The sequence below is a fragment of the Acidovorax sp. Root219 genome (assembly GCF_001428665.1).
Lineage (GTDB): Bacteria > Pseudomonadota > Gammaproteobacteria > Burkholderiales > Burkholderiaceae_C > Acidovorax.
In genome coordinates this window covers 102,234-127,515 of the sequence record NZ_LMIJ01000011.1, presented here as the reverse complement: position 1 = coordinate 127,515, position 25,282 = coordinate 102,234, and the positions used below count along the sequence as shown (strand labels likewise).

Here is a 25,282-nt window from a genome sequence, read left to right as displayed (position 1 = left end):
CCCCAACTACATCGACTACAGCGTCGGCGGTGCCTATGACTTCGGCTCGGGCCTGTCGCTGGGTGCCGCCGTGGTCGGCGCCAACAAGAAGGACTACTTCGGTCCCGTCAACAAGTCGCGCGTGATCGTCACGCTGACCAAAACCCTGTAAATCTTTCAGGGGCGCCCCGTGCGCCCCTTCCTGGAGGAATCAAAAATGAAAATGGTGACAGCCATCATCAAACCCTTCAAGCTCGACGAGGTGCGTGAAGCCCTGTCGGACATCGGGGTGCAGGGGATTACGGTGACCGAGGTCAAGGGCTTCGGACGCCAGAAGGGCCACACGGAGCTGTACCGTGGTGCAGAGTACGTGGTCGACTTCCTGCCCAAGGTCAAGATCGAAGCCGCCGTGGCGGACGAACTGGTGGACCGGGTGATCGAGGCCATCGAAGCCGCTGCACGCACCGGCAAGATCGGCGACGGCAAGATTTTCGTGACCCACCTGGAGCAGGTGGTACGCATTCGCACCGGCGAAACCGGCAAGGAAGCCCTTTAAAGGGCCCGCCGCACAACACGAAAGACAAATGCCATGAAAAAATTGCTTGCTTCCTTCATTCTGGGGCTGAGCCTGCTGTCCGTCGGTGGACTGTCGCTGGCCCAGGCACCTGCCGCCGATGCAGCCGCATCGGCGCCGGCAGAAGCCGCGCCCGCTGCTGCGGCTGCTGCCCCTGCGGCTGCACCGGCACCGGCACCTGCTGCGGCCGCCTCCGAGGCTGCCCCTGCCGCTCCCGTACCCAAGATCGACTCCGGCGATACCGCCTGGATGCTGACCTCCACGCTGCTGGTCATCCTGATGACCATCCCCGGCCTGGCGCTGTTCTACGGCGGCCTGGGCCGTTCCAAGAACATGCTGTCCGTGCTGATGCAGGTCTTCGTGGTCTTCTCGCTGATCTCCCTGCTGTGGGCCATCTACGGCTACAGCCTGGCGTTCTCGGGTGAAGGCAAGTTCTTCGGCGGCCTGGACAAGATCTTCCTCAAGGGCGTGAACCAGGAGACCTTCGGTGCCCTGATCACCATCCCCGAGTACGTGTTCATCGCCTTCCAGGGTACGTTCGCGGCCATCACCGTGGCGCTGATCGTCGGCTCCTTTGCCGAGCGCATCAAGTTCTCTGCCGTGCTGATCTTCTCGGTGCTGTGGTTCACCTTCAGCTACGTGCCCATGGCCCACATCGTGTGGGGCGGCGGCCTGCTGGGTGCTGACGGCGCGCTGGACTTCGCTGGCGGTACCGTGGTGCACATCAACGCCGGTGTCGCCGGCCTGGTGGGTGCCTACATGGTGGGCAAGCGCATCGGCTACGGCAAGGAGGCTCTGACGCCCCACAGCCTGACGCTGACGATGGTGGGTGCCTCGCTGCTGTGGGTGGGCTGGTTCGGCTTCAACGCCGGTTCCGCCGGTGCCGCCAACGCCAATGCGGGCCTGGCCTTCGTGAACACCGTGCTGGCCACTGCCGCTGCCACGCTGAGCTGGATCGCCGGTGAAGCGCTGCACAAGGGCAAGGCTTCCATGCTGGGTGCTGCCTCGGGCGCCGTGGCCGGTCTGGTGGCGGTGACGCCTGCTGCCGGCTTCGTGGGCCCCATGGGTTCCATCGTGCTGGGCCTGATCGCCGGTATCGTCTGCCTGTGGGGTGTGGGTGGCCTGAAGCGCATGCTCAACGTGGACGACGCATTCGACGTGTTCGGCGTGCACGGTGTGGGCGGTATCCTGGGTGCCATCCTGACCGGTGTGTTCGCCTCCAAGGGCCTGGGTGGTACGGGCGGCCTGACGCCTGACACCTTCGCCATGGGCGCACAGGTGTGGATCCAGGTCAAGAGCGTGCTGTTCACCATCGTGTGGTCCGGCGTCGTGGCCTTCATCTCCTACAAGATCGCTGACCTGCTGGTGGGCCTGCGTGTCTCGGAAGAAGCCGAACGCGAAGGCCTGGACATCACGTCCCACGGCGAAACGGCTTACAACCGTTGATGGATGGGCCGGAGGCTGCGGTGTCTGGTGGTGCCGCAGCCCGCCCGGTCCTGATTTTCTGATTCCTGTTTTTCTGCGAGAGTCTCCTCGGAATCCTCCTCGGATCCCTTTGCCCGCCGCCCTGGCGGGCTTCTTTTTGACCAACCCGCCTTTCGGCGGGTTTTTCATGGGGGGTACTGGAACGGGCCGCTCCCACCGCTGTCCTCACGCCGGCCGTTCAAAAAATTCACGGCGGCTGGCAGGGCCTGGGCGGGGTGCAGCCGCTACGATCCAAGGCATGGACTCAGCCCTCGCCCAGATCACCGAACGCGTGCGCGCCGCCGCAGCCGACCAGACCCCTTTGCGCATCCGCGGTGGGGGCAGCAAGGATTTTCACGGCCTGGCCTTGCATGGCGAGGTGCTCGACACCCGGGTGCTCCAGGGTATGGTGGACTACGAGCCCAGCGAGCTGGTCGTCACCGTGCGCACCGGCACACCGCTGGCCGAGTTGGAGGCCGCCCTGGCCGCCCAGGGGCAGTGCCTGCCCTTCGAGCCCCCGCACTTCGGTGCGCAGCCGCAGGCCACCACGGTCGGCGGTATGGTGGCGGCCGGTCTCTCGGGCCCGGCGCGTGCCAGCGTGGGCGCCGTGCGCGACTACCTGCTGGGCGTGGTGCTGCTCAACGGCCGTGCCGAGCTGCTGACCTTTGGCGGCCAGGTCATGAAGAACGTGGCAGGCTACGACGTGTCGCGCCTCATGGCGGGCGCCTGGGGTACGCTGGGCCTGCTCACCGAGGTCAGCCTCAAGGTGCTGCCCGTGGCCCCGGGCGAGGCCACGCTGCGCTTCGAATGCAACCAGGCCGATGCACTGCGCCGCCTGCATGCCTGGGGCGGCCAGCCCCTGCCGCTCAACGCCAGCCGCTGGGCCGGCGACGCCCACACGGGCACGCTGCAGGTGCGCTTGCGCGGCGCCGTGGCCGCGGTGGAGGCGGCCTGCCGCACCATGGGCGGCGAGCGCCTGGACCCCGCCGTGGTAGCCGCTGACTGGAGCGCCTGCCGTGACCAGGCCCTGCCCTGGTTCGCCGCGCGCCCACCCGGGCACGCCTTGTGGCGACTGTCGCTGCCAGCCACGGCACCCGTGATGGCCCTGCCCGGTGGCGCCCAGCCGCTGGTCGAATGGCATGGCGCGCTGCGCTGGGTGCAGGCGCCTGAATCCGCAGGCGATGCGCTGCGCGAGGCGGCCCGGGCCGCAGGTGGCAGCGCGGCGATGTTCCGGGCACCCCTGGCGCGCGAGCCGGGCGGGGCGGGCCATGCGGCCCTGCCGTCGCGCGCGCTGGAGCAGATCCATGCACGCCTGAAGCACAGCTTTGATCCGGCCGGCATCTTCAATCCCGGGCGCATGGCGCCGGGCTGGTAGGCGGTCCATCCGCACCGCCACTGCGCGGCACAACCATTCACTGTCCAGGCATGCACCATGCAAACCCAACTCTCCCCTGAATACCGCGCCCGCGCCGACGGCCTCGAGGCAGAGGCCATCCTGCGCAAGTGCGTGCACTGCGGCTTCTGTACCGCCACCTGCCCGACCTACCAGCTGCTGGGCGATGAGCTCGATGGCCCGCGCGGCCGCATCTACCTGATCAAGCAGGTGCTCGAAGGCCAGGCGCCCACGCGCGCCACCCAGATGCACCTGGACCGCTGCCTGACCTGCCGCAACTGTGAGACCACCTGCCCCAGCGGCGTGCAGTATGGCCACCTGGTGGACATCGGCCGCAAGATCGTGGACGAGAAGGTGCCGCGCCCCCTGGGCGAGAAGGCCCTGCGCTGGGCGCTCAAGGAAGGCCTGCCTTCGGCGTTGTTCGCCCCGGCGATGAAGGCCGGGCAGATGGTGCGCGGCCTGCTGCCCGAGTCCCTACAGGCCAAGGTGCCGACGCCACGCGATCCGGGCGCCTGGCCCACGGGGGCGCATGCGCGCAAGGTGCTCATGCTGCCCGGCTGCGTGCAGCCCGCGATGATGCCCGGTATCAACACCGCCACGGCGCGCGTGCTCGACGCCGCAGGCATAGAGACCCTGGTAGCGCCCAAGGCCGGCTGCTGCGGCGCGGTCAAGTTCCACCTCAACGACCAGGACGGCGGCAAGGCCGAGATGCGCGCCAATATCGACGCCTGGTGGCCGCTGGTCGAAGCGGGTGGCGTGGAGTGCATCGTCATTAACGCCTCGGGCTGCGGCGTCACGGTGAAGGAGTACGGCCACATCCTGCAGAACGATGCGCAGTACGCCGCCAAGGCCGCGCGCATCAGCGCGCTCACCCGCGACCTGTCCGAGTTGCTGCCGGACCTGCTGCCCGAACTTGCCCAGCGCCTGGCCGGCCGTGTGCAGCCCCCGCCTGACACGCTGTTCGCCTACCACCCCCCCTGCACGCTGCAGCACGGGCAAAAGCTGCGCGGCGGGGTGGAAACGCACCTGGGCAGGCTGGGCTTCAAGCTCCGGGTGGCGCGCAATGAATCGCACCTGTGCTGCGGCTCGGCGGGCACCTACTCGGTGCTCAACCCCGGCCTGTCCCACCAGTTGCGCGACCGCAAGGTCGGCGCGCTGGGCGAGGCGTTTGGTGAGCAGCCGCCGGATGCCATCCTGTCGGCCAACATCGGCTGCATCACGCACCTGCAAAGCGGCACCGCGACGCCTGTGCGCCACTGGATCGAGGTGCTGGACGAGGCCTTGACCGCTGCGCAGTAAGGGCGTGTGTCTCCGTCCGGATGGATGCTGCACCGTCGTGCGAGGGGCCGGCCGGAGGCCCTGAATTAGGTGCCCGGCGCCAAGACTGGCATGATTGAGGGTTTTGTTGCCCCCTTCCTTCGCTACGCCATGACCGACAACGTGCCAGAACAAGAACAGACCGCCGCGCCCGCCGCCGCTGCCCCTACGGCGGCAGACGCTGCATCGGCCCCCGCCGTGGCTCCAGGCGATGCCGGGGAGGGTGCTGCGGCGGCTGCCGCTCCTGCGGCCCCCCACCGTGAGGGCCGGGGCGGCCGCGGTGGCCGCAACAACAATCGCCGCGACGGCCGTCCGCGTGGCGAGGCCGGCGCCCCGGCTGCAGGCCAGCCCGCTGCGGCCGCGCCAGCAGGCGCCCGTGCGCCGCAGCGCACCCATCCCGCACTAGAGCAACTGGCCGGCCTGTACCCGCAGCTGTTCGGCGCGGTGTTCCGCCCGCTCAAGCGCGGCATCTTCCAGGACATCCTGGCCGCGCACCCCGAGCAGTTCGAGCGCGATGCACTCAAGGTGGCCCTGGGGCTGCATACCCGCTCCACCCGCTACCTGCAAAGCGTGGCGGCCGGCGAGAAGCGCCACGACTTGGCCGGTCAGCCCGTGGAGGCCATGGCCCCCGAGCATGTGCACCACGCCCTGCTGGAGGTCTACCGCCGCAGAAAGAACAACAAGGCCCGCGCCAGCGAGGACCTGCTGCCCAAGCTGCGCAACCGCATGGTCCAGGCGTTCGAGGCCTCTGGCCTGACGCGCGAGGCCTACACCGAGCTCGTGGCCGGCCGTGACGAGGAGGCCAACGCCCTGCTCGAAGAGGCTTTTGCCGAATGGTCCGTGCGCAACGCCAAGGACGAGGCGCTGCTGCGCGCCTTCGATGCCAGCGGCCAGGCCCTGGAGGCTTTTGCCGACATGTATGGCATGGCGCCGCGCGCCGTGGGCCAGACGCTGGAGCGCGCACGGCGCTACCGTGGCCTGGTGGCGGCTGCCGCTGCTGCTCCCTCTGCGGCGGTCCCTGCCGCCGACTGACCTGTCACCGGCACCGGGCCTTGCCCGGTGGCAGTCCGGTCGCGCCCGCGCTGCAGGCTGTGCGTGGTGCAATGGTTCCCTGCTGACACTGTGTTGGCAGCAGCGTGCATGCGGACCATGCAGTGGCGTTACCTCTCACTTTCGGTTGCAAATTGTGGATTGCCGCGCCATCCTGCTGACACCAGGTTGTCAGCAGCAGGGCAGCACCATGGCTACTCCAGACCAACCAAAAGAGAGAGGAAACCGCATGCCACCCGTTTCTGAAAAGATTCCCGCCTTCCGCGTTGCCGGCATTGCCGTGCGCACCCGCAACAGTGACGAGATGAACCCCGAAACCTCCCGCATCGGAGGCCTGTGGGACCGTTTCTTCAGCGAAAGCTGGGAGCACAAGCTGCCTCGGCCCGGGGCGGACGGCCGCATCTTCGGCGTCTACAGCGCCTATGAGTCCAACGAGCATGGCGCCTTCGATGTCACGGCCGGCGTGGCTGCTCCCGAAGGCTCGGAGGTCGTGGGCGGTGCATCGACCATTGCCATCGAGGCCGGCGACTACCTGGTGTTCCACGGTCAGGGCAGCATGCCGCAGATGGTGATCGACGCCTGGGGCGAGGTGTGGCGCTACTTTGATGAGAACCCGCAGATCCAGCGCCGCTTCACCACCGACTTCGAGGCCTATGCGGGCCCTGATCGCGTGGCCATCCACATCGGCGTCTAGGCCTGTTCCTTCTCACCAGCCATGCGCCGTGCCGACCGCCTGTTTCAGATCGTCCAGCTCATCCGCGGGCGGCGCCTGTCCACCTCCGCCTTTCTGGCCGAGCGGCTGGAGGTGTCGCAGCGCACCATCTACCGCGACGTGGCCGACCTGCAGCACCAGGGCGTGCCCATCGAGGGTGAGGCGGGGGTGGGCTACCGCCTGGGCGCGGGCTTTGACCTGCCGCCGCTGATGTTCAGCCAGGGCGAGGCGAATGCCCTGGTGGCCGCCGCGCGGCTGGCGCAGGCCTGGCTCGATGCAGGGCTGGCGCGCGAGGTGGAAGGGGCGCTGGGCAAGATCCTCTCGGTGCTGCCACCCGAGGCGCGCGTGGCCGCCGAGTCGCAGGCGCTCTACGCCCCCTCGGTGGGCCTGGGCCCGCGTGCCCAGGCCACCCTGCAGACCCTGCGCGAGGCGGTGCACAGCCGCCACGTGGTGCAGATCGACTATGCGGACGTGCAGGGCCGGCCCAGCGTGCGCAGATTGCGGCCCCTGGGCTGCTTCTACTGGGGCAAGGTCTGGACGCTGTCGGCCTGGTGCGAATTGCGCGAAGACTTCCGGGGCTTTCGCATCGACCGCATCGCCGAGCTCACGGTGCTGCCCGAGCAGTTCCGCCAGGAGCCCGGCAAGACCCTGGCCGACATGCTGCGCCAGGTGGAGGCCGAGATGGCCTCGCGCCCCCCATCCCTGAGCGACGAGGCCCCTTGCGCATGACCGAGGTCACCTACTACGTGGCTGCCACGCTGGATGACTTTATCGCCGGCCCCAGCGGCGAACTCGACTGGCTGCACCCCTTCGAGCAGGCCGGTACCGACTATGGCCTGGCGGACTTCATGGCCGGGGTCGATGCCCTGGTCATGGGGCGCACAACCTATGCCGTGGCCCGCTCCTTTGGCGACTGGCCTTACGGCGAGCGGCCGGCCTGGGTATTGAGCCACCAGGACGCACCCACCGATGGAAGCTTGCCGCCCAGTGTGTTCTGGGGTGCTGCGCAACCGCACGAACTGGTGGCGCAATGGATGGATCGAGACTTCCGGCAGGTCTGGCTGGTGGGCGGTGGCCAACTGGCGGGGCAGTTCCTGCGTGCCGGGCTCGTGGATCACCTGATGCTGGCCACCATTCCGGTCACGCTGGGGTCGGGCCTGCCGCTGTGGGGCGTGCCGCAGAAAATGGCGCCGCAGCACTGGACGCTGCAGGCGCACCAGGCCTATCCGAATGGCGTGCTGACGCAGCACTTCAAGCGGGTGCGCAGCGCTCCCTCCTGCGGCTGATCAGCTCGCAGTGCCCTGCTGGGCCAGCGCACTGCGGTAGCGGCGGCTGCAAGGCACGGTGCTGCCATCCTTCATCAACAGGCGGGCATCGCCGCTGTCCAGCGGCTCGATCTCGGCCACCGCATCCAGGTTGACGGCATAGCTGCGGTGCACGCGCACGAAGCGCGCCGGGTCCAGCTGTGTGAGGAAATCCGCCAGGGTGGAGCGCACCAGGTAGTCGTGCCCGTTCACATGCAGGCCCACGTAGTTGGCCTCGGCCTGCAGCCAGGCGATGTCGGTGGCGGCGATCAGGAATTCGCGGCGCAGCTTGCGCACCAGGAAGCGTTCGGGGCGCTGCACGGGCAGGGACGGGGCCAGTTCAGGCGCCGCCGGTCCGGTGGCGGGTGATGGTTCGGGAATGGCGGGGGATTCGGGCGTGTCCAGCACCCGGGCCTCGCCCTGCAGCCGTAGCAGCAAAAAGCGGTAGCCTACCAGGCTGCTGACGATGAGTGCATAGGTGCGTACGTCCTTGAGGTACTCGTAGCCCCACTGGGCCCACCAGGGGCCGTTCAGCCGGTACTCGGCGCCCATGGTGGAATAGGCCAGGTGCCGCAGGGCCATCATCCCTGCCAGGTGGATGCTGCAGTAGGCCACGCTGCCCACCAGGTGCCAGGGCAGGTGGCGGCGCAGCATGTCCCAGTGCAGCGGAAAGCGCCGCTCGAAGGCCACGATGGCCGGGATCAGCAGCCCGACCACGAGCACACTGGACAGTTCCCACAGTGCCGGCTCCCAGGCGGCCACGGGCCGGCCGGCAGAACGCAGGTCGATCAGCGTCACCACGCTGTTGAAGGCCGCCTGCACCAGCAGCAGGACGGCCCAGAACGCCACTTCTGCACGGCGGCGCAAGGGACGATAGCGTTCGGGCCAGGGCAGGGCAGGTCGGGACATGCCGCCAGTGTAGGCAAGGCGCACAGCCCCTTGGTAAATCAGCCCTCCGCCACATCCCAGGTGGCCACCGCTCGTCCCAAAAGGGATCACTCCGGTCCCAAGCAGGCCCGCCGCGCCGTCGGAGCGCCCGAGCATGGGGCCATGACTGCTCCATCGCACTCCATTTCCCGCCGCCACGACATCGATGCCCTGCGCGCCCTGGCCTTCGCCCTGGTCATCGTCTACCACGTCGCCATGTACTACGTGGCCGACTGGCATTGGCACATCAAGAGCCCGCACGCCGCAGAGTGGCTGCAGATGCCCATGCGGGCACTGAATCTCTGGCGCATGGACCTGGTGTTCCTGGTCTCCGGCCTGGCGCTCGGCCTGGTGCGCCGGGGGCGGACGGTAGCGGGGCTGGTCCGGCTGCGCAGTGGACGCCTGCTGCTGCCGCTGGCCTTTGGCATGGCGGTGGTAGTGCCCTACCAGCCCTATGTGCAGGGCGTGGCCAGTGGCCTGATCACTCCGGGCTTCGGCGCCTTCCTGTTGCGCTACTACGGCGGGGGCCCCTGGCCGGCCGGCGCCTTCGATGGCTGGGAGGCCCGCGTGACCTGGAACCACCTGTGGTACCTGGCCTACCTGTGGGCCTACACCGTGGTGCTGGCCGTGCTGCTGCCCTGGCTGGAGTCCGCACCGGGCCAGCGGCTGCGCCGGGCGTTCACCGGCCTGCGTGGCCTGGCGCTCTTTGCCTGGCCCGTGCTGCCGCTGGTGCTGTATTCGGTGCTGCTGTGGCGGCATTTTCCGCCCACCCACGACCTCATTCACGACGCCTGGCTGCATGCGGTGTACTTCACGCTCTTCCTGTATGGCTACTGGATCGGGCTCGACGCCGGCCTGTGGGCCGAGCTGGTGCGCCTGCGCTGGCGCGCCCTGGTCGCGGCACTGGCACTGCTGGTGCTGTTCACGGCGCTGCGCGGTGTGGCCGTGCAGCAGGGCGGCTGGCTGGCGCGCACTGCCATGCGCGTGCTGGCCGACCTGTACCTGTGGAGCACGCTGCTGGCCATCCTGGGCTGGGCCCACCACCGGCTCAACCGGCCATGGCCCTGGCTGCGCTGGGCGCAGGAGGCGGTCTACCCCTGGTATCTGCTGCACCAGACCGCCATCATCGTGCTGGCGGTGGCACTGGCACGCTGGCAGCTCGGCCCGGTGCTGGAGCCGCTGGCCCTGCTGGCCGGCACGGTGCTGGTGTGCTGGGCCATGACGGCGGTGGTGCGACGGGTGCGGTGGCTGCGGCCGCTGTTCGGGTTGCCCCGAGGAGCCAAGGGCTTGCGACCACGGGCGGCAGGGCTTTCGCTGGGTTCGCCGCAGATGCCGTGATGGCGCGATACTGGCCGCCTGGCCGCTCCGAAATCCATGGAATCCACCCCACCGAACCTTGCCGGGCTCTCAGCGCTGCGGCCCGCTACCGGGAGCGATGCCCCGCTGCTGGCAGCCCTGTGGCGCCGGGCCTGGGCCTCGGCCAATCCGTTGGTGGCCGAGGTGGCGCCCCTGACGCATTGGCTGGAGCGAGTCCATGCCGAGTTCTGCCCGCCCTGCCTCACGCTGTTGGGGGTGCACGACGGAACCGCCACGGCGTTCATGGTGCTGGACGTGGAGGCGGCCCATCTGCACCAGCTGTTCGTCGACCCCGGCGCGCAAGGGACCGGCATCGGCGCTGCCCTGGTGGCCCATGTGTGTGCGCTCTGCCCGCAGGGCTGGTCGCTGCATGTGGCCAGCACCAACCTGCGGGCGCGCCGCTTCTATGCGCGCTACGGCCTGCAGGAGCACGGGCACAACCGCCACCCGATCACAGGGCGTGAGCGCGTGCTGTGCCGCTGGCAGGCGTAGGACCTGGGCTTCAGGCCAGCGCTGCCTCGATGTCGCCAGCCAGCTTCTTGGGCGCATCCTGCGGGGCATAGCGGCGGATCACCTTGCCGTCCTTGCCCACCAGGAACTTGGTGAAATTCCACTTGATGGCCTTGCTGCCCAGAAGGCCCGGGGCCTCTGCGCTGAGCCATTGGTAGAGCGGCGAGGCGTTGGCACCGTTGACGTCGATCTTGGCCATCATCGGAAAGCTCACGCCGTAGTTGAGCTGGCAGAAACTCGCGATCTCGTCGTTGCTGCCCGGGTCCTGGCTGCCGAACTGGTTGCAGGGAAAGCCCAGCACCACCAGCCCCTTGTCGCCGTACGCCTTGTGCAACTCTTCGAGCCCGCCGAACTGCGGTGTGAACCCGCAGGCGCTGGCCGTGTTGACGATGAGCATCACCTTTCCCTGGTACTGCGAAAGCGGCACGCTCTGGCCATTCATCTGCTGGGCTTCGAAATCGTAGATGCTGTCGGGCATGGGGGTTCCTCGGTGGCTGAAGGGCCCATGGTAGCCGCTGTGTAGTTTGTCTGCCTGGCGGCCTTTGCCTTGGGCGCGATCTATGCTGTGCGCTCGGCCGAGGCCAGTGCCACCGTGCAAGGGCCGCCCCGCCGCACGGGTGGCGTCCCCCTGGGGGGATGGCGCGCAGCGCCTCAGGGGGGATTAGTGATGTGCGTCCTGGCGCGCGATATGCAGCAGGTGCTCCACCTCTTCACGGTGGTTCACGCAGTTGCGCTGGTGCCAGCGGCGGATGATCCACATGATGGCTGCCACCACCAAGCCGAAGATGGTGATGGCGCCGAACACCGACAGGCCGAACTTGAGCGACAGGCTGTAGAACGCGCCCAGCGCCAGGATGCAGGCTTGCTCGTTGAAGTTCTGCACGGCGATGGAGCGGCCGGCGCCCATGAGGTTGTGGCCGCGGTGCTGCAGCAGCGCATTCATGGGCACGACCAGGTAGCCGCCCAGGCCGCCCAGCAGGATCAAAAAGGGAATGGCCAGCCAGATGTTCTTGATGAAGACCATCAATATCAGCAGCAGGCCCATGGCGATACCGAGCGGGATGACCCGGGTGGCCATATCCAGCCGCATGCGCATGGAGGCCACCACGGCGCCCACGGCGGTACCGATGGCCACCACGCCGGTAAGGGCCGAGGCCTGCGTGGTGTTGTAGCCCAGGGCCACGCCGGCCCAGGCCAGCACGATGAACTTGAGATTGCCGCCCGCCCCCCAGAACAGGGTGGTGGTGGCCAGCGAGATCTGGCCCAGCTTGTCGCGCCACAGGCGGTTGTTGCAGGCCCAGAAGTCGGGCAGCAGCGCCATGGTGTTGGCCAGGATGCTGCGCGAGGGGTCGGATCGCATGGGGCGCATCTCCACACCCGTGTGCGGGATGCGGGTGTTGAACCAGGCTGCGAGGATGTAGATGAAGATCAGCCCGGCGATGGCTGCTTCGGCAGGCGTGTCCACGCCGGTGTCGATCATCGGAAAGTCGAAGCTCAGCATCATGCCCGAGACGTTGTGCCCGACGAGCTGGCCGCCCAGCAGCACCCCGAGAATGATGGAGGCGATGGTGAGCCCTTCGATCCAGCCATTGGCCTTGACCAGTTGGGAGGCGGGCAGCAGTTCGGTCAGGATGCCGTACTTGGCGGGCGAGTAGGCCGCAGCGCCCAGCCCCACCACCGCATAGGCAATGAGGGGGTGTGAGCCGAACAGCATCATGAGGCAGCCCACCACCTTGATGGCATTGCTCACGAACATCACCTTGCCCTTGGGCAAGGCGTCGGCAAAAGCGCCCACGAAGGGCGCCAGCACCACGTAGAACAGCGCGAACATGGGCACCAGGGCGGCGCGCTGCCACTCGGGAGCACCTTCTGAACGGAGGAGTTCGACAGCGGCCACGAACAGCGCATTGTCGGCCAGCGAGCTGAAGAACTGCGCCGACATGATGGTGTAGAAACCGCGCTTCATCGAATGGCTGGTGCTGCATCAGTTGGACTGATGCCCTGTTAAATATGGGGAGCCTGTTGGCCGACGGATGGTTATATCACGTGGGTAAACGGTCACGGTGCCAGAATCCTGGACATCCCACCCGGTCAAACCCCATGCCACGCCCGATACAAGCCACCATCCACACCGCCGCCCTGCACCACAACCTGGAGCGCGTGCGCCGCAGCACCCCCGACGCCAAGGTCTGGGCCGTGGTCAAGTCCAATGCCTACGGCCATGGCATCGAGCGTGCCTATGAGGGCTTGCGCGGGGCCGACGGCTTTGCCCTGCTGGACCTGGCCGAGGCCGAGCGCGTGCGCCAATTGGGCTGGCGCGGCCCGATCCTGCTGCTCGAAGGCGTGTTTGAGCTGCGCGACCTGGAGCTGTGCTCGCGCCTTAACCTGTGGCATGCCGTGCACTGCGACGAGCAGATCGATATGCTGGCCACCCACAAGACGCAGGTGCCGCACCGCGTGTTCCTGAAGATGAACTCGGGCATGAACCGCCTGGGCTTCACGCCCCAACGCTACCGCGCTGCCTGGGCCCGGCTCAACGCGCTGCCGCAGGTGGACGAGATCTCGTTCATGACCCATTTCAGCGATGCCGACGGCCCGCGCGGCATTGCCCACCAGATGGCCGCGTTCAACACCGCCGCCGCCGACCTGCCGGGTGAGCGCACACTCTCCAACAGCGCTGCCACCCTGCGCCACAGCGCTGACGCGGCTGTGCGCGCCGACTGGGTGCGCGCGGGCATCGTGCTGTACGGCAACGCGCCCGATCACCCGGAGAACTCGGCCGGCCACTGGGGGCTGGAGCCCACGATGACGCTGTCCACCAAGCTGCTGGCGGTGCAGCAATTGCAGGCGGGCGACACCGTGGGCTATGGTTCGAGCTTCACCGCCGAGGGGCCGCTCACCATCGGTGTGGCTGCCTGCGGCTACGGCGACGGCTACCCGCGCCACTGCCCCACCGGCACGCCGGTGCTGGTCAATGGCGTGCGCACGCGCATCGTGGGCCGGGTGAGCATGGACATGGTCACCGTGGACCTGACGCCGCTGCTGCAGTCGGGCATGGCGCTGGGCACGGATGTCGGTTTTGGCAGCGAGGTCACGCTCTGGGGCCGGGCCGGCAACGGCGCCGTGCTGACCATCGATGAAGTGGCCCAGCCGGCGGGTACCGTGTCCTGGGAGCTCATGTGCGCGCTGGCGCAGCGCGTGCCCGTCGCCGTGGAATGAGGATTTCTTCACGGTGTGCCCCGCGGGCAATTCCGTGAAACACGGCTGGATCGGGTACGCTGCGCGCCTGACCATCCGCTCTGACAGGAGTGCCGCCCATGGCCGACAACAAGCGCAGCAGTTCCCGTAAAAAGACCTCGAACTGGCGCTCCGTGCGCATGCAGCCCCAGCACCAGCTGGCGGACAGCCTGCAGCAGCGCTACAGCCTGCGCCTGCACGGCTTTCTGATCGGCGGCTTCACGCTGCTCATCATGTGGTGCACATCGCACGTGCAGATGCTGCTGGGCATGGAGACGCTGGCGCTGCGTTACCTGGTCACCCTCTCGGTCGGCTATGTGGGCTACCTGCTGGTGCTGCGCATGTGGGCCGCCCGCTTGATAGACGAGGACGGCGATTCTGGCAGCGGCGCGGGCGATGCGGCCGAGGCCGCGACGGATGTGGCGGACATGGCGATCGATGCCGTGACCTGGCGCGGTGGTGGCGGGCCGCGCATGCCCATGCCCCGATCCGGTGGGAGCAGCGTGCACACCGGCAGTGGCTCAGGCGACTTCGGCTCGGGGCTCTCGGACGCGGGCTCCGGCCTGGGCGACCTGGCCAGCGGTGCGGCCGATGCGGTGTCGGGCGCTGACGAAGGCGCGGTGGTGGTCATCCCCATCGTCGCCATCTTCCTGATCGGGGCCGCCATCGTCTTCGGCGCGGGCGCCCTGGCCATGCTGTTCTTCGGCTGGGACGTACTGCTCACCGTGGCGGTGGAGCTGGCCTTTTCCGTGGTGACGGCACGCGCCGCCATGGGCGTGGAACGCGAGGGCTGGCTCAGCGCCGCCGTGCGCCTTACCTGGAAGCCCATGCTTGGCGCCGTGGTGTGCGCCGTGGCGCTGGGCGCCACCATCGACCATTTCCTGCCCCATGTGAATTCGCTGCCCGAGGCGGTGCGGGCCATACAGTCCGGCATGAAGGCACGCTGAACCCTGCGCTGGTCGGGCGCATGCTCAACCACACCAGTACAGGTTCGGGCCGTCCACCTGGCATCATTCCGGCCACCCCAAAAAAAAGCGGGAGGCGCCTTGGGCGCCCCCCGCTTTGTGCGGCTGGACTGGGTCCTTGCTGTTGTGCTCAGCGTGCCGTCACAGCAAAGCCCTGTACCAGGCCACCGGTGTAGCGTACGAATAGCTTGCTGCCTTCAAACCACCAGTTGCTGTCGGCAGGCCCCGTGCCCGCAGGCAGCAGAGCCAGGTCGGGCACCAGCTGAAAGCGCTGGCCGGCCACGATCAGCTCGGTCTGCAGGTCGAGGACGGTGCGCAGGACGGTGGCCGTGCCCAGGAGCGATTGCAGCAAGCTGGTGAGCCCGTCGTAGTCGGCTACGTCGCCCTGCAGCGCCTGGCTCACGCCATTCGCATCCGTGAAGACCAGGCCGGTCGTGCTGTGGAAGACGAAGCCCGGGGCATTGCCCGTGCGGCCCATCGGCAACCATTGCGCGCGCAGGTGGAAGACGGTGCTGCCCAGGGAGACGCGCAGGGCCCCATTGGGCTGCAGTACCGTCGTGGCGCCCAGGGCCGTGAGGGCCTGGCCCATGGCGGGCAGGGACTGCAGGACCGGTCCGAAGCGGGTCACCAGGCCTGCTGTGGCCACCTCGATGCTGCCATCGTCCGCCACGGTCGCGCCATCGGCGCGGCCGGGCACCACACGCACTTCCAGCGGCACCACGGGGAAGCTCACGCCGCCCAGGGTCCAGGTGACGCTGCCATCCGCAGCCTGCGCCGCGCTGGTGATGCCAACGGTGCGCAGGCCGTTGTTGACCAGGGTTTCCAACGGCGTGCTGCCGCCCGTGCGGGTGGGCACGCCCGCAAGGCGCACGAAGCCCACGTTGGCGTTGATGCCCGCAGGCAGGTCACTGCGCTGCACGGGGTCGCCCAGGCCGGTGCCGGCCACGGTGCCCAGGCGCACGCTCTGTACCTTGCCCGCGCCATCGAGCCGAGCCACTTCGCCGCTGTACACCGTCACGGCGGCAGCCCCATTGGCAGCCGGTGGCAGTGCCACCCGGCCTGTGCGCACGAACACGCTCCACGACTGCGGCGTGCCAGCGGCAGCGCGTGGGGTGGTGATGAGCGTGACCGACACCACGCCATCGCCCAGTGCAGTCAGTGGCAGGTTGCCCGTGGTGGTGGACAGCAGGGCCACCACCGTGCCCTGGCTCACCGTACCGCTGAGCGTGACTTGGGAGTCACCCGAGGTCGACGGGTTGAGCACCAGCGCCACCTGGGGCTGGCCATTGGCGCCGATCAGCGTGACCACGCTGAGCACCGTGGCCGTGTCGGGCTGGGGCTGGATGCTGAAGGTCTGGCCGCCGATCACCAGGGTCACCGGCGCCGGGGTACCGCCACTGCCTGCGGGGGGCAGGGTGATGGTGGATCCGCCCGATTGGGGGTTGAGCGTGATCGTGCTGCCTGGGGATGCCGTGACCTGCACATTGCCGCCGACGATGACCGGCGCGCCTGGCGTCACTGCCACGCTGCCTTGCGTCACCACCGTGGGTGGAGTCGAGCCACCACCACTGGGCACCTGGGCCGTGTAGGTCAGCACGGGGCTGCTGGCGCTCTCGTTGCCTGCAGCGTCCGTGGCCTTGAGTGTGAAGTTGTGCACCACGAAGGTCAGGCCGGATACCGTGACCGAGAAGTTGCCGCCCGTTGCCGTGCCGCTGCCCAGCAGGGTCGCGCCTTCGTACACATCCACCCGGCTGCCGGCTTCTGCCGTGCCGCTGATGACCACCGAGCTGCCTTCGGCCGATGCGTTATTGGCTGGTGTGGTCACTGCCGGGGCTGCCGGAGCGCTGGTGTCGTACTTGACCCCCGTGATCGATGCGGTGACTGCGGGGTTGCTGGCCGCATCGGTCGCGTCGAATGCGAAGGTGTAGATCGCACCATCGACCAGACCCAGGGGAGCCGTGCAGCCATTGGCGTCGGCGGTCAGCGCCACACCATGGGCGCCCGCATTGAGGGCGGTGCCCTGCAGGTTGCAGGTGTGGGGGGAGGCGCCGTCGGCCGTGCCGCCCGTCTGGGTGGCGGTGATGAGCGCGCTGGCCACAGCCTTGCTGAGCGTGAAGCCCAGCGTGGAATTGGCCTTGATGGCTGCGTTGTTCGCCGGGGTCGTCGCACTGAACGCCGGGGCGTTGGTATCGCGCGTCAGGGGCAGCACCAGTTCCGCGCTCACATTGCCTGCAGCATCGCGCAGCGTGATCCGGAAGGTGGCTTGCTGGCCATTGGCAATGCCGCTGGTGTCGATGCTGATGCTGGCGGTACCGCCCGCGATGACCTGGCCGGTGTTGCTATTGCCGAGCCAGACCTGCAGCCCATTCTCGGCGCTCTGGATGGTCAGCGCGGTGGAGTTGCCGATGGCGTAGGTGGGCGTCGTGGCCAAGGTGGGAGCCACCGGCACGCTGGAGTCCACCAACACGCTGGCAGTGGCAGCGGGCGCGATGGCAGAGACGTTGCCGGCATTGTCCTTGACGAAGCCGTACAGCGTCTTGTTGCCATCCGATGCAAACGGATAGCTTGTGGGCACCGTACCCCAGGCGCAGCTGGCCGACACGTTGCTCTCCTGCAGGCAGTAGCCTGCAGCGGCAATGCCGGATCCTGCATCGCTGCCGCTGAACGCACCGGCCGCTACGGTGATCGTGCGGCTGGTGGACGTGGCGGGCAGGGTCAGGCTGGCCGTTGGGGCCGTGGTGTCGTAAGTGACACCGGTGACTGGGGCGGTGGCCGATGGGTTGCCCGCCTTGTCCGTCCCACTGAAGGCGATGCTGTAGATGGCATTGCTGACCAGGTTCAGTGCCGTGGCGCAGCCGTTGGCATTGGCGGCATAGGCGATCTGGTGGGTGCCCGAAACCAGCGCAGTGCCTTGAAGTGTGCAGGTATGCGGTGTCGGGTCGGCGGCGCCGCCAGTGCGCGTGAACACGATGGTGGCGCCGGCCACCACGTCTTCGCTCAGCGTGTAGCCGATCGTGCTGCTGGCACCCAGGAAGCCACTATCGGCCGGCAGGATGTTGGAGAACACCGGCGGCGTTCCGTCGCGCGTGATCGTGAGCGTGCCGGTGACCAAGGTGGCCCCACCGCCCGCGGTCTTGGTTTCGACCAGGAAATTCTTGTTTCCATCCGGGGCCGGAGTATCGAGCGTGACGGTCAGCTTGCCGCTGGCATTGATGGTGCCCTTGTTGGCACTGTCCACCCACACCTCGGCATTTTGCGGGCCGCTCACCGTGACCTGCTTGGTGTCCTGGTTCGTAGAGCTATTGATGACCTGGGCCACGCCTGCAGAAGTGCCGGCCAGGTAGTTGCTGTCGCCGGGATACTGGGCCGTGATGGTGTGCACACCCACGACCAGGGTAGCCGGGCTGCAGCTCGCAGTGCCATTGGTCAAGGCGATATTGGAGCAACCGGCAATGGCATCCACGCCGGACAGCAGGCTCACCGTGCCCGTGGGGGTGGTGCCGCCGGTCAGTGTCACCGACAGGGTGGCAGCGCTGCCCACGGTGACCGGTGTGGTAGGTTGGACCGTGATGGTCGGAGGGCTCTCTGGATAGGCTTGTCCTTGCGACACGCTGCCCGTGGTGGTCAAGGTGGCGCTGCTGCCCGTGGCATTCATCACGGCCACACCCAGAGGAACGACAGAGCCCCCTGTGCTGCTACCGGTGTTGGCACCGAACTTGGAATTGAGCAGGTCGATAGTGGTTACCGCCGTGCGGTTGACCCACACCGCGCCGCCGCGGTCGGCCGTGTTGCTGTTGAAGAGGGATCCGTCCACCGTCATCGTGCCGATGTTGCGGATGGCTCCGCCTTCACCGGCTGCCGTGTTGCCGGTGAAGGTACAGGCGTTGATGGTCAGCGCGCCGCGGTTTTCGATGGCACCGCCGCTGGACTGGGCGTCGTTGTTGCGGAAGGCGCAGTTGCTCAGGTTGGCGGTGGAGCCTGTGGGGATGAACAGCCCGCCCGCATTGCTCATGGTGCTGCTGGCCAGCGCCTTGCCGCTTTGTACGGTGAGCCCGGTCAGGGCCAGTGTCACGCTGCTGCCGATAGGAATGTCCAGCACGCGAACTTGGCCGCCACCTGAAATGCTCGTGGAGGCCGCGCCGTTGCCCGTGATGGTGAGGTTGCGCTGAATGACCAGAGGGCCATTGCCCGCGGTCAGTACGATTGTCTGGGCCGCTGCATTGAAGCGAATTTCGTTGCCGCTGGCATCCCCCCGAGTGCACTCCGCTGCTCCCTGGTTGGCCGCGTTGGCGTTGGAAAGGGCCCTGCGCAGGGTGCATCCCGTGTTGCCATCCCCCAGCGTATCCACCGTGATGGTGGCAGCCATGGCATGGCCGCTGGCCCCCAGGGCCAGAACCAGCATGCCCAGCCCAGACCACCAGGTCGGCTTCAGGGTTTGGATCCATCGTTGCATGAAATCAACTCCTCGGTCGGCCCGTGGGCCTTGCAGCGCCAGGGCGCCTTGTGGGTTCTTGTGTGGATCAGTTGCGGGACGGAAAAATGCCCTGCAGCGCGATCGCGAAGTTCACCACCAGAAACGGTGGGCGGTTTTCGTGGGGTGAAGAACCTCCCCCGCTGGAGACCAGGGTGGCCTGGGTTCCATTGCTGCTGGTGGAATACGGTGAATCCACCGTCGAGGCGGCGAGTGCATTGCCGCCTGGCGAGGCTTGGTCGCCTGAGGCGCTGGATGCCATTAGGGTATGGTTGTGGGGTGCCAATTCCAACAGGGTCAGCTCGTGGGTTTCGGCACCGCCCACCTGCCCCCACACATAGTTGCTACCTGCGCCCGTGCCCATGCCGATGGTGCGCCGTCCGCGCAAGTCCGGAAGTGCAAATGTAGTCTGCCCATTGCCTCCATAGGTGGTGCCGAGCAAGGAGAACAAAGCCGAGTTTTGCGCAATGGACAAAATTTGCCCATTGCACAGTGCCCAGCCACGTGGCGCAAAGTTGAAGCCGCACATGCGGATTTCGCCGATAAAGGGATCTGACATGGATATTTTTCCGAGGGTTTTGCCGGGGGCGACGGTTTTAGTTGCGAGACGGGAAAATACCTTCCGTCGCAATACAAAGGCCCACCGCCATGTAAGGGGGCATGTTGTTGTGAGGCTGGCCGCCACCGGCAGTATTCACTGCAAAAGAAGACATCGCTGTATCCGGTGCGGTGGCGGCGTACAGATCGCTACGTATGCTCGATTGTGCGAGGGCGTTCCCAGCCGGCGCGTCGCTGGTGCCGACAGCAGCCACGGCAGATACCAGGTGGGTGTGTGGCGGTATGTGTGCTGCCGTCAGGGTAACAGTCGTTGCGCCCAGTTGCTCGCCCAGGACGTACGGGCTTAAACCTGGCCCCTGGCCTTGTTGGATCGGGGTGCGCCCTGCGAAGTTGGGCAATGCGAACGTGGTCTGTCCGTTGCCCCCGTAGGTGGTTCCCAGTATGGAAAAGAGGGCTGTATTTTGGGCAATGCTCAAAATCTGGCCTTGGCAGGCCATCCAGCCCCGAGGCGCGAAGCTGAAAGCGAAATGGCGGATTTCTCCGATAAATGGTTCGGACATAGATACCTCAAACTCAATTGCGCGACGGGAAGATGCCTTCCAGCGCGATGATGAAGTTCAGTGCCAACACAGGCGCGCGATTCTCATGCGGCTGTGCGCCGGCACCGGACGAAATGGTGCCGGCATGCAGAGCGGCGCTTGCCGCAGCGTTGGAGTAACGGAAATCGCGCGCTGGGGTGGTTGCGGGCAAGCCTCCCGACGGCGAAGCCTGGGTCCCAGTGGACCCGGCGGCCAAGGTGTGGCTGTGGGCAGGGATCTCGGTGGCGATCAAGGACACGCTTTCTGCACCTCCGAACTGACCCTGGTCATAGTTCCCGCCCCCGGTGAGTTGGCCCGCGTGAACTGGTGCGCGGCCGCGTAGGTCGGGTAGGGCGAAGGTTGTTTGTCCGTTACCTCCATAAGTGGTGCCCAGCAGGGAGAAAAGAGCGGTATTTTGCGCAATAGACATGATTTGGCCTTGGCAAAATGCCCAGCCCCGGGGGGGGAAGTTACCGGCAAACATGGTGATTTCGCCAATGAATGGTTCGGACATCGTCAATCGCTTTCTAGGAAATTCTGGAAGATGCTCACGCTGCCAGATAAGTGCCTGTGACCCGGCTGAGCAGCACGTCACACAATCCTTGGCAGGATGCGGCCGACACGGAGGGCAGGGTTACCGCTGCGCGGGCCTGTTTCAGGTGCAGGGCGTGCAGGTAGGCTGCCGTCACTGTTTCTCCAGAGATCGCATCCAGGCGCACTTCTCCGCGCGGTGTCTGCAGCACGGCCGCTGCCATGGCCTGGGCCAGCGGCAGTCCAAGAGGGGCCGACCGGGCTGCTGCGTGCAGGCGTTGGGCAAGTTCGTACCCCAGCAAATGGAATGTTGTGGGCTGCTGCACGCGCTGAAAGGCTGTCACACCGCTGGTGCCCTCCGCCTGAGGTTGCCAGGAGCGTGCTGCCCAGATCTCCAATCCCCACGCCGGTTGGTGGGCAGCCGCCATGGTTTCCGCGAGCATGCCGCTGGCCACAAGGGGTACTTGGCTGGCAATGTCCGACTGTGTCCAGAATTGCTTGAACGCATCGGCCCGGTGACCGGAGTCCAGCGCGAACACGAAGTCGGGTCGTGTCTGGCGCACCAGCAGCGCCAGTTCATCCAACAGGCTGGTCCCGTCGACTGAGCGTGTGAACACCGTGTTCTGCACCCGCCCACCGGCAGACGCAAAAGCGCGCTCGAAGGCGGGAAGGTGGTCAAATCCGCAGTCTGCCGGGCCCACGGCCACAATGGCGCGCGGGCCGAGCGCCTTGGCGGCCCAGCGGCCTGCGGCCCAGGCTGCCTGCCAGTGGCCCAGGCTGTTGTGCACCACCCAGGGCGAGCGCGCCTGGGGACTGAGCGCGTTGGCGCCGGTATCACCCACGAGCAGGGGCACCTGGTAGCGTTCCAGCAGGGGCTCCCAGGGGGCGGCCTGCTTGCCGGTATGGACGAAACCGGCCAGCACATCCACCTGCCCGGTCGCCAGCAACTCCTCTGCGGCATGTTGCGCCTGGCTGGAGTAGTTTCCGTAGGTGACGGGCGAGAAGCGCAGTTGCGGGCCACCGGTCTGCTGCTGCGCAAAGGCCTGTGCGCCGGCCATCAACTGTGCGCCGAGCAGAGGGTAAGCCCGCCCTTCGGGCAGCAGCATGCCTACCCGCAGCGTACGGCCCGTGCTCATGGTGGTGGTTGTGGCCAGGGGTGAGGAGGGAGCAGCACCGACAAGGCCGGGAGCGCCCAGTGCGGCGGCAACTGCCATCGCTCCGGTGCCGGCCACAAACCGCCGGCGGCTTTCCGATTCCAGGGCCTGCGGGGCCAAAGGCGCGGTGTCTTCGAATTCCATGGTTTGTTGTTCCTGGTTCAATCAGTCCACTATCTGTTTGTCGGTACCACGGCTGCCAGGCTTCCTAGGGGAAGCCCGCCGTGGCTTGCTGTGCGGCCACTCCATCTGCCGCACCATGCCGTCATCGGTCACGCTCTCAAAGCCGCAGCGCTCGTACAGGCGCACCACGGGGCTGGCGCTGGCGGCCTGCAGCCGCAGACCCACGCCAGCGGACACGGCGTCCTGCTGGAGCCGGGCAATCAGTTCGGATCCTATGCCCTTGCCCCGTGCGGCGGGAAGGAGCTCGATGTTCACCAGCACCCAGCGTTCCGCACTGCGGCACACCGCGAGCATTCCCGCAGGGTTTCCTTCCCACAGCACCAGGGTCGTTTCCACGGGGGGCAGGTACTGCCCGTACCCCGCCGTGCGAAACCGGTGCTGCATTTCGCAGAAAGCATCGATCTGGGCGTCCGGCCAACCGATGGCCTGGAGCTCCGGCTCGCGCACCGAGCGGTACACGGCGCACAGGAACGCGGCATCCTGCTCCGTCGCAGGACGCAACGCGAGGGCCTGCTGCTGCTTCGCCGTTGACGCTCCCACTTGCCACACCTTTCTTGCCGCCCACCCGGGCAGGCGCTGCCTGGCGGCGCAGGGCCGCGGAAACTCGAAGTTACACGCAAATTTTAACGATTGCACGTAAAGTTTTACGGACTGGTGCAATTGTGGCCCCGAAGCGGCAGCTCCGCCACAGGCAAATTCTGCATGGGGCCGGCGCCAGGTGGGCGTGGTGCCTGTGTCAGCCCCGCTGGCCGCACGCCGGCAAGGCGTCCAGCTCGCCACGCAGCTGTCCCAGCAGCGCGAGCAACTGCGCTTGGGTGCCTGCATCGCAGCCTTCCAGCAACCGGGCCGACAGCGTCTGGCGCAGGCCGCGCACCGTGTCCTGCAGGGCCTGGCCTTCCGCGCTCAGGGCCAGGATGCGGCTGCGGCCGTCCTCGGGGTTGGGGTGGCTGGTGATCCAGCCGCGCTCGGCCAGCTGGGCCACCATGCGCGCCACCTGGGCCTTGTCGGCGCCGCTGTGGCGCACCAGGTCTTTCTGGGTGGCCCCGGGGTGGCGACCGATGAAGCCCAGGGCGCGTACCTCGTTCATCGTCAGACCGGGGTGGATGGCCGCCATGGCCCGCACCATGTGCGCGCGGTACACGTGCATCAGGTCGTGCATCGCTTCAAAGACATCGGCAGGGGGGCGGTTGCGGTGCATGGCAAAGCCAACCGGTTGACAAAGTCAACTTGTTGGCGGATGATCTGGTTGATTAAGTCAACATTTTAAATCATGAGCACTGACGCCTCCAACCCCCTTGCCTCCAACGATCCTCTGGCCATCACCCGCGTGCGCCACACCCTCAAGGCCCGCCATGCACAGGTGCTGCGCCGCACCGAGGTCAGCCCCGGCTTCGTACGGCTCACGCTGGGCGGGCCGGATCTCGCCGACTTCGTGAGCGCGGGCTTTGACGACCACATCAAGCTCATCCTGCCGCACCCAGGGCAAGAGCGCGCCTCGCTGCCGACGGTACAGGATGGCCGCCCGGTGATGTCCGAGCCGCGCCCGGTGCTGCGCGACTACACACCGGCGCACTACGACACCGCCAAGGGAGAGTTGGACATCGAAGTGGCCCTGCACGACGCCGGCCCCGCGTCGGACTGGGCTGCCGCCGCGGCCGTGGGCCACTGGGTGGGCGTGGCCGGCCCGCGCGGCAGCATGGTGGTGCCCACGGCCTTTGCCTGGCACTGGCTGCTGGGCGACGAGACCGCCGTGCCCGCCATCGTGCGCCGCCTGGCCGAGCTGCCGGCCGAAGCCGCCGCGACGGTGCGCATCCAGGTGCGCAACCCCGCCGACCAGCGGCCCCTGGCCAGCGCCGCGAAGCTGGATCTGCAGTGGGTGGCCTCACTGCCCGAGGCGGCCCAGGCGCTGGCGATCCCCGAAGGCGATGGCTATGTCTGGGCGGCTGGCGAACACGCCGACATGGCAGCCCTGCGCAAGGTGGTGCTGGCCAAGCCGGGCGTGAACCCCAAGCGCATGCGCATCGCGGCCTACTGGAAGAAAGGCGTGGCCGACCACCACGAGGATCTTCCTGCCTGATCCCGCAGCCTAAGGCAGCAAGGCGGTGGCCGCAGCCTGCTGCACCGCCTCGGTCATGCGCTGCAGTGCCTGTACGTCCAGGCGCCAGAACTGCCAGTGCAGTGCCACGTCCACTGGCTTGCCGGGTACCAGTTCGACCAGGTGGCCGGCGTCGATGGCCTCGCGTGCCAGTTGCTCGGGGCTCATGCCCCAGCCCAGCCCGGCCAGGGTGGCTGCTACGAAGCCTTGGGACGAGGGCAGCCAGTGCACTGGTGGCGCCAGCGCGCGCCGGGCGATGCGGCGCATGAAGCGCTCCTGCAGGGCGTCCTTGCGGTTGAAGACCAGCACGGGTGCCTGGGCCAGCGCTGCGGCGGTCACACCCTGGGCAAAGTGGCGTGCCATGAACGCGGGGCTGGCCAGCGCCCGGTAGCGCATGGTGCCCAGGCGCACCACCTGGCAGCCCTGCACGGGTTGCGGCTCGGCGGTCACGGCGGCCATCACACGGCCCTGGCGCAGCAGCTCGGAAGAATGGTCCTGGTCCTCGACGTGGATGTCGAAAGTGATGGGCGGGGCCCTGCCTTCGCCCGGCTCTGCGGCCCGGGCCATGGCGTCCACGAACCAGGAGGCCAGCGAATCGGCATTCACCCCCAGCGCCAGCCGCACCGGCGCCAGGCCGGCGCTGCTGCCCGCAATGCTGCGCAAGGCGTCGGCCTCGCTCAGCGCCATCTGCTGGGCGTGGCGCAACAGGGCCTGGCCGGCCTCGGTCGGGGTGCAGGGCGAGGCGCGGCGGACCAGCACCTGGCCCACGCGCTCTTCGAGCAGCTTGACGCGCTGGGACACGGCCGAGCGCGTGACGTGCAAGGCCAGTGCTGCGCGCTCGAAGCTGCCTTGCTCCAGCACGGCGGCCAGCGCGGCCAGTTGGGCGGTGTCGAGGTGCATTCAGTTTTGCTTACGGGTAGCAAA

23 protein-coding genes and 1 pseudogene are annotated in these 25,282 nt (G+C 67.6%); 13 read left to right on the top strand and 11 right to left on the bottom strand.

Annotation, left to right across the window (positions count from 1 at the left end):
* The first annotated feature begins 196 nt into the window (after positions 1 to 196).
* The 8 genes from glnK to ASE28_RS11380 all read left to right on the top strand — a co-directional run bounded on the left by glnK (position 197) and on the right by ASE28_RS11380 (position 7,775).
* The gene (gene glnK, locus ASE28_RS11415; RefSeq protein WP_007851823.1) at positions 197 to 535 is read left to right on the top strand and encodes a P-II family nitrogen regulator; all 339 of its coding nucleotides are present in this window, start codon (positions 197 to 199) and stop codon (positions 533 to 535) included.
* 33 nt (positions 536 to 568) lie between these two features.
* Complete coding sequence (locus ASE28_RS11410; RefSeq protein ID WP_057266664.1) at positions 569 to 1,999, top strand: ammonium transporter; 1,431 nt, start codon at positions 569 to 571, stop codon at positions 1,997 to 1,999.
* Between the two features lie 268 nt (positions 2,000 to 2,267).
* Positions 2,268 to 3,392: a glycolate oxidase subunit GlcE gene (glcE, locus tag ASE28_RS11405; protein ID WP_057267269.1), complete on the top strand. Its 1,125-nt coding sequence runs from the start codon at positions 2,268 to 2,270 to the stop codon at positions 3,390 to 3,392.
* Between the two features lie 57 nt (positions 3,393 to 3,449).
* Positions 3,450 to 4,709, top strand: coding sequence for a glycolate oxidase subunit GlcF (glcF, locus tag ASE28_RS11400; protein WP_057266663.1), 1,260 nt, complete (start codon positions 3,450 to 3,452; stop codon positions 4,707 to 4,709).
* A gap of 90 nt (positions 4,710 to 4,799) precedes the next feature.
* Positions 4,800 to 5,759, top strand: coding sequence for a ProQ/FINO family protein (locus ASE28_RS11395; protein ID WP_157412497.1), 960 nt, complete (start codon positions 4,800 to 4,802; stop codon positions 5,757 to 5,759).
* A gap of 247 nt (positions 5,760 to 6,006) precedes the next feature.
* The gene (locus ASE28_RS11390) at positions 6,007 to 6,471 is read left to right on the top strand and encodes a GyrI-like domain-containing protein (RefSeq protein ID WP_057202688.1); all 465 of its coding nucleotides are present in this window, start codon (positions 6,007 to 6,009) and stop codon (positions 6,469 to 6,471) included.
* Between the two features lie 21 nt (positions 6,472 to 6,492).
* Entirely contained in the window at positions 6,493 to 7,218 is a 726-nt protein-coding gene (locus tag ASE28_RS11385; RefSeq protein WP_057202687.1) for a YafY family protein, read from the top strand.
* The gene (locus ASE28_RS11380; RefSeq protein ID WP_057266662.1) at positions 7,215 to 7,775 is read left to right on the top strand and encodes a dihydrofolate reductase family protein; all 561 of its coding nucleotides are present in this window, start codon (positions 7,215 to 7,217) and stop codon (positions 7,773 to 7,775) included. Before ASE28_RS11385 ends, ASE28_RS11380 begins: the two co-directional genes overlap by 4 nt.
* Here ASE28_RS11380 and ASE28_RS11375 read toward each other — a convergent pair whose 3' ends face one another.
* Complete coding sequence (locus ASE28_RS11375; RefSeq protein WP_057266661.1) at positions 7,776 to 8,702, bottom strand: LytTR family DNA-binding domain-containing protein; 927 nt, start codon at positions 8,700 to 8,702, stop codon at positions 7,776 to 7,778.
* Between the two features lie 141 nt (positions 8,703 to 8,843).
* Between ASE28_RS11375 and ASE28_RS11370 the strand changes: the two genes are divergently transcribed.
* Together ASE28_RS11370 and ASE28_RS11365 are read left to right on the top strand one after the other, a co-directional pair.
* On the top strand, positions 8,844 to 10,058 hold the full coding sequence (locus ASE28_RS11370) for an acyltransferase family protein (RefSeq protein WP_057266660.1): 1,215 nt from the start codon (positions 8,844 to 8,846) through the stop codon (positions 10,056 to 10,058).
* Positions 10,059 to 10,094: 36 nt separating this feature from the next.
* Complete coding sequence (locus tag ASE28_RS11365; RefSeq protein ID WP_057266659.1) at positions 10,095 to 10,568, top strand: GNAT family N-acetyltransferase; 474 nt, start codon at positions 10,095 to 10,097, stop codon at positions 10,566 to 10,568.
* A gap of 10 nt (positions 10,569 to 10,578) precedes the next feature.
* On the opposite strand, the gene ASE28_RS11360 is transcribed toward ASE28_RS11365, so the two are convergent.
* Both ASE28_RS11360 and lplT read right to left on the bottom strand, forming a co-directional pair.
* Positions 10,579 to 11,064, bottom strand: coding sequence for a glutathione peroxidase (locus ASE28_RS11360; RefSeq protein ID WP_057202683.1), 486 nt, complete (start codon positions 11,062 to 11,064; stop codon positions 10,579 to 10,581).
* 183 nt (positions 11,065 to 11,247) lie between these two features.
* Positions 11,248 to 12,552 carry a lysophospholipid transporter LplT gene (gene lplT, locus ASE28_RS11355; protein ID WP_057202682.1) on the bottom strand — a complete coding sequence of 435 codons (1,305 nt, stop codon included), beginning with the start codon at positions 12,550 to 12,552 and terminating at the stop codon, positions 11,248 to 11,250.
* 134 nt (positions 12,553 to 12,686) lie between these two features.
* On the opposite strand from lplT, the gene alr reads away from it, so the two are divergent.
* The gene (alr, locus tag ASE28_RS11350) at positions 12,687 to 13,805 is read left to right on the top strand and encodes an alanine racemase (RefSeq protein WP_057202681.1); all 1,119 of its coding nucleotides are present in this window, start codon (positions 12,687 to 12,689) and stop codon (positions 13,803 to 13,805) included.
* A gap of 98 nt (positions 13,806 to 13,903) precedes the next feature.
* A complete protein-coding gene (locus ASE28_RS11345; protein ID WP_057202680.1) occupies positions 13,904 to 14,770 on the top strand; it encodes a hypothetical protein in 867 nt (288 codons plus the stop codon).
* A gap of 1,627 nt (positions 14,771 to 16,397) precedes the next feature.
* On the opposite strand, the pseudogene ASE28_RS33555 reads toward ASE28_RS11345, so the two are convergent.
* The 7 genes and pseudogenes from ASE28_RS33555 to ASE28_RS11315 form a co-directional block, all read right to left on the bottom strand.
* Positions 16,398 to 18,443: pseudogene (locus ASE28_RS33555) on the bottom strand (Ig-like domain repeat protein); the annotation flags it as partial.
* Positions 18,444 to 19,308: 865 nt separating this feature from the next.
* On the bottom strand, positions 19,309 to 19,818 hold the full coding sequence (locus tag ASE28_RS11335; RefSeq protein ID WP_057266657.1) for a phage tail protein: 510 nt from the start codon (positions 19,816 to 19,818) through the stop codon (positions 19,309 to 19,311).
* A 37-nt stretch (positions 19,819 to 19,855) separates the two neighbouring features.
* Positions 19,856 to 20,377, bottom strand: coding sequence for a phage tail protein (locus tag ASE28_RS31290; RefSeq protein ID WP_082608026.1), 522 nt, complete (start codon positions 20,375 to 20,377; stop codon positions 19,856 to 19,858).
* 13 nt (positions 20,378 to 20,390) lie between these two features.
* Positions 20,391 to 20,909, bottom strand: a complete 519-nt coding sequence (locus tag ASE28_RS11330; RefSeq protein WP_057266656.1) for a phage tail protein — start codon at positions 20,907 to 20,909, stop codon at positions 20,391 to 20,393.
* Between the two features lie 34 nt (positions 20,910 to 20,943).
* Positions 20,944 to 22,224 (bottom strand): ABC transporter substrate-binding protein, encoded by a 1,281-nt coding sequence (locus ASE28_RS11325; RefSeq protein WP_057266655.1) that lies wholly within the window; start codon positions 22,222 to 22,224, stop codon positions 20,944 to 20,946.
* A gap of 21 nt (positions 22,225 to 22,245) precedes the next feature.
* A complete protein-coding gene (locus ASE28_RS32475) occupies positions 22,246 to 22,764 on the bottom strand; it encodes a GNAT family N-acetyltransferase (RefSeq protein ID WP_162262244.1) in 519 nt (172 codons plus the stop codon).
* A gap of 235 nt (positions 22,765 to 22,999) precedes the next feature.
* On the bottom strand, positions 23,000 to 23,461 hold the full coding sequence (locus ASE28_RS11315) for a MarR family winged helix-turn-helix transcriptional regulator (protein ID WP_057202673.1): 462 nt from the start codon (positions 23,459 to 23,461) through the stop codon (positions 23,000 to 23,002).
* 72 nt (positions 23,462 to 23,533) lie between these two features.
* Here ASE28_RS11315 and ASE28_RS11310 point away from each other — a divergent pair, with 72 nt between their 5' ends.
* Positions 23,534 to 24,340, top strand: a complete 807-nt coding sequence (locus tag ASE28_RS11310) for a siderophore-interacting protein (RefSeq protein ID WP_057202672.1) — start codon at positions 23,534 to 23,536, stop codon at positions 24,338 to 24,340.
* Between the two features lie 9 nt (positions 24,341 to 24,349).
* On the opposite strand, the gene ASE28_RS11305 is transcribed toward ASE28_RS11310, so the two are convergent.
* The gene (locus tag ASE28_RS11305) at positions 24,350 to 25,258 is read right to left on the bottom strand and encodes a LysR family transcriptional regulator ArgP (protein WP_057266653.1); all 909 of its coding nucleotides are present in this window, start codon (positions 25,256 to 25,258) and stop codon (positions 24,350 to 24,352) included.
* Between the last annotated feature and the right edge of the window lie 24 nt (positions 25,259 to 25,282).

Coding starts and splice junctions, on each gene's coding strand:
- glnK (WP_007851823.1), top strand. CDS start 197: ATGAAAATGGTGACAGCCATCATCAAACCCTTCAAGCTCGACGAGGTG.
- ASE28_RS11410 (WP_057266664.1), top strand. CDS start 569: ATGAAAAAATTGCTTGCTTCCTTCATTCTGGGGCTGAGCCTGCTGTCC.
- glcF (WP_057266663.1), top strand. CDS start 3,450: ATGCAAACCCAACTCTCCCCTGAATACCGCGCCCGCGCCGACGGCCTC.
- ASE28_RS11395 (WP_157412497.1), top strand. CDS start 4,800: ATGATTGAGGGTTTTGTTGCCCCCTTCCTTCGCTACGCCATGACCGAC.
- ASE28_RS11390 (WP_057202688.1), top strand. CDS start 6,007: ATGCCACCCGTTTCTGAAAAGATTCCCGCCTTCCGCGTTGCCGGCATT.
- ASE28_RS11385 (WP_057202687.1), top strand. CDS start 6,493: ATGCGCCGTGCCGACCGCCTGTTTCAGATCGTCCAGCTCATCCGCGGG.
- ASE28_RS11380 (WP_057266662.1), top strand. CDS start 7,215: ATGACCGAGGTCACCTACTACGTGGCTGCCACGCTGGATGACTTTATC.
- ASE28_RS11375 (WP_057266661.1), bottom strand. CDS start 8,702: ATGTCCCGACCTGCCCTGCCCTGGCCCGAACGCTATCGTCCCTTGCGC.
- ASE28_RS11370 (WP_057266660.1), top strand. CDS start 8,844: ATGACTGCTCCATCGCACTCCATTTCCCGCCGCCACGACATCGATGCC.
- ASE28_RS11365 (WP_057266659.1), top strand. CDS start 10,095: ATGGAATCCACCCCACCGAACCTTGCCGGGCTCTCAGCGCTGCGGCCC.
- ASE28_RS11360 (WP_057202683.1), bottom strand. CDS start 11,064: ATGCCCGACAGCATCTACGATTTCGAAGCCCAGCAGATGAATGGCCAG.
- lplT (WP_057202682.1), bottom strand. CDS start 12,552: ATGAAGCGCGGTTTCTACACCATCATGTCGGCGCAGTTCTTCAGCTCG.
- alr (WP_057202681.1), top strand. CDS start 12,687: ATGCCACGCCCGATACAAGCCACCATCCACACCGCCGCCCTGCACCAC.
- ASE28_RS11345 (WP_057202680.1), top strand. CDS start 13,904: ATGGCCGACAACAAGCGCAGCAGTTCCCGTAAAAAGACCTCGAACTGG.
- ASE28_RS11335 (WP_057266657.1), bottom strand. CDS start 19,818: ATGTCAGATCCCTTTATCGGCGAAATCCGCATGTGCGGCTTCAACTTT.
- ASE28_RS31290 (WP_082608026.1), bottom strand. CDS start 20,377: ATGTCCGAACCATTTATCGGAGAAATCCGCCATTTCGCTTTCAGCTTC.
- ASE28_RS11330 (WP_057266656.1), bottom strand. CDS start 20,909: ATGTCCGAACCATTCATTGGCGAAATCACCATGTTTGCCGGTAACTTC.
- ASE28_RS11325 (WP_057266655.1), bottom strand. CDS start 22,224: ATGGAATTCGAAGACACCGCGCCTTTGGCCCCGCAGGCCCTGGAATCG.
- ASE28_RS11315 (WP_057202673.1), bottom strand. CDS start 23,461: ATGCACCGCAACCGCCCCCCTGCCGATGTCTTTGAAGCGATGCACGAC.
- ASE28_RS11310 (WP_057202672.1), top strand. CDS start 23,534: ATGAGCACTGACGCCTCCAACCCCCTTGCCTCCAACGATCCTCTGGCC.
- ASE28_RS11305 (WP_057266653.1), bottom strand. CDS start 25,258: ATGCACCTCGACACCGCCCAACTGGCCGCGCTGGCCGCCGTGCTGGAG.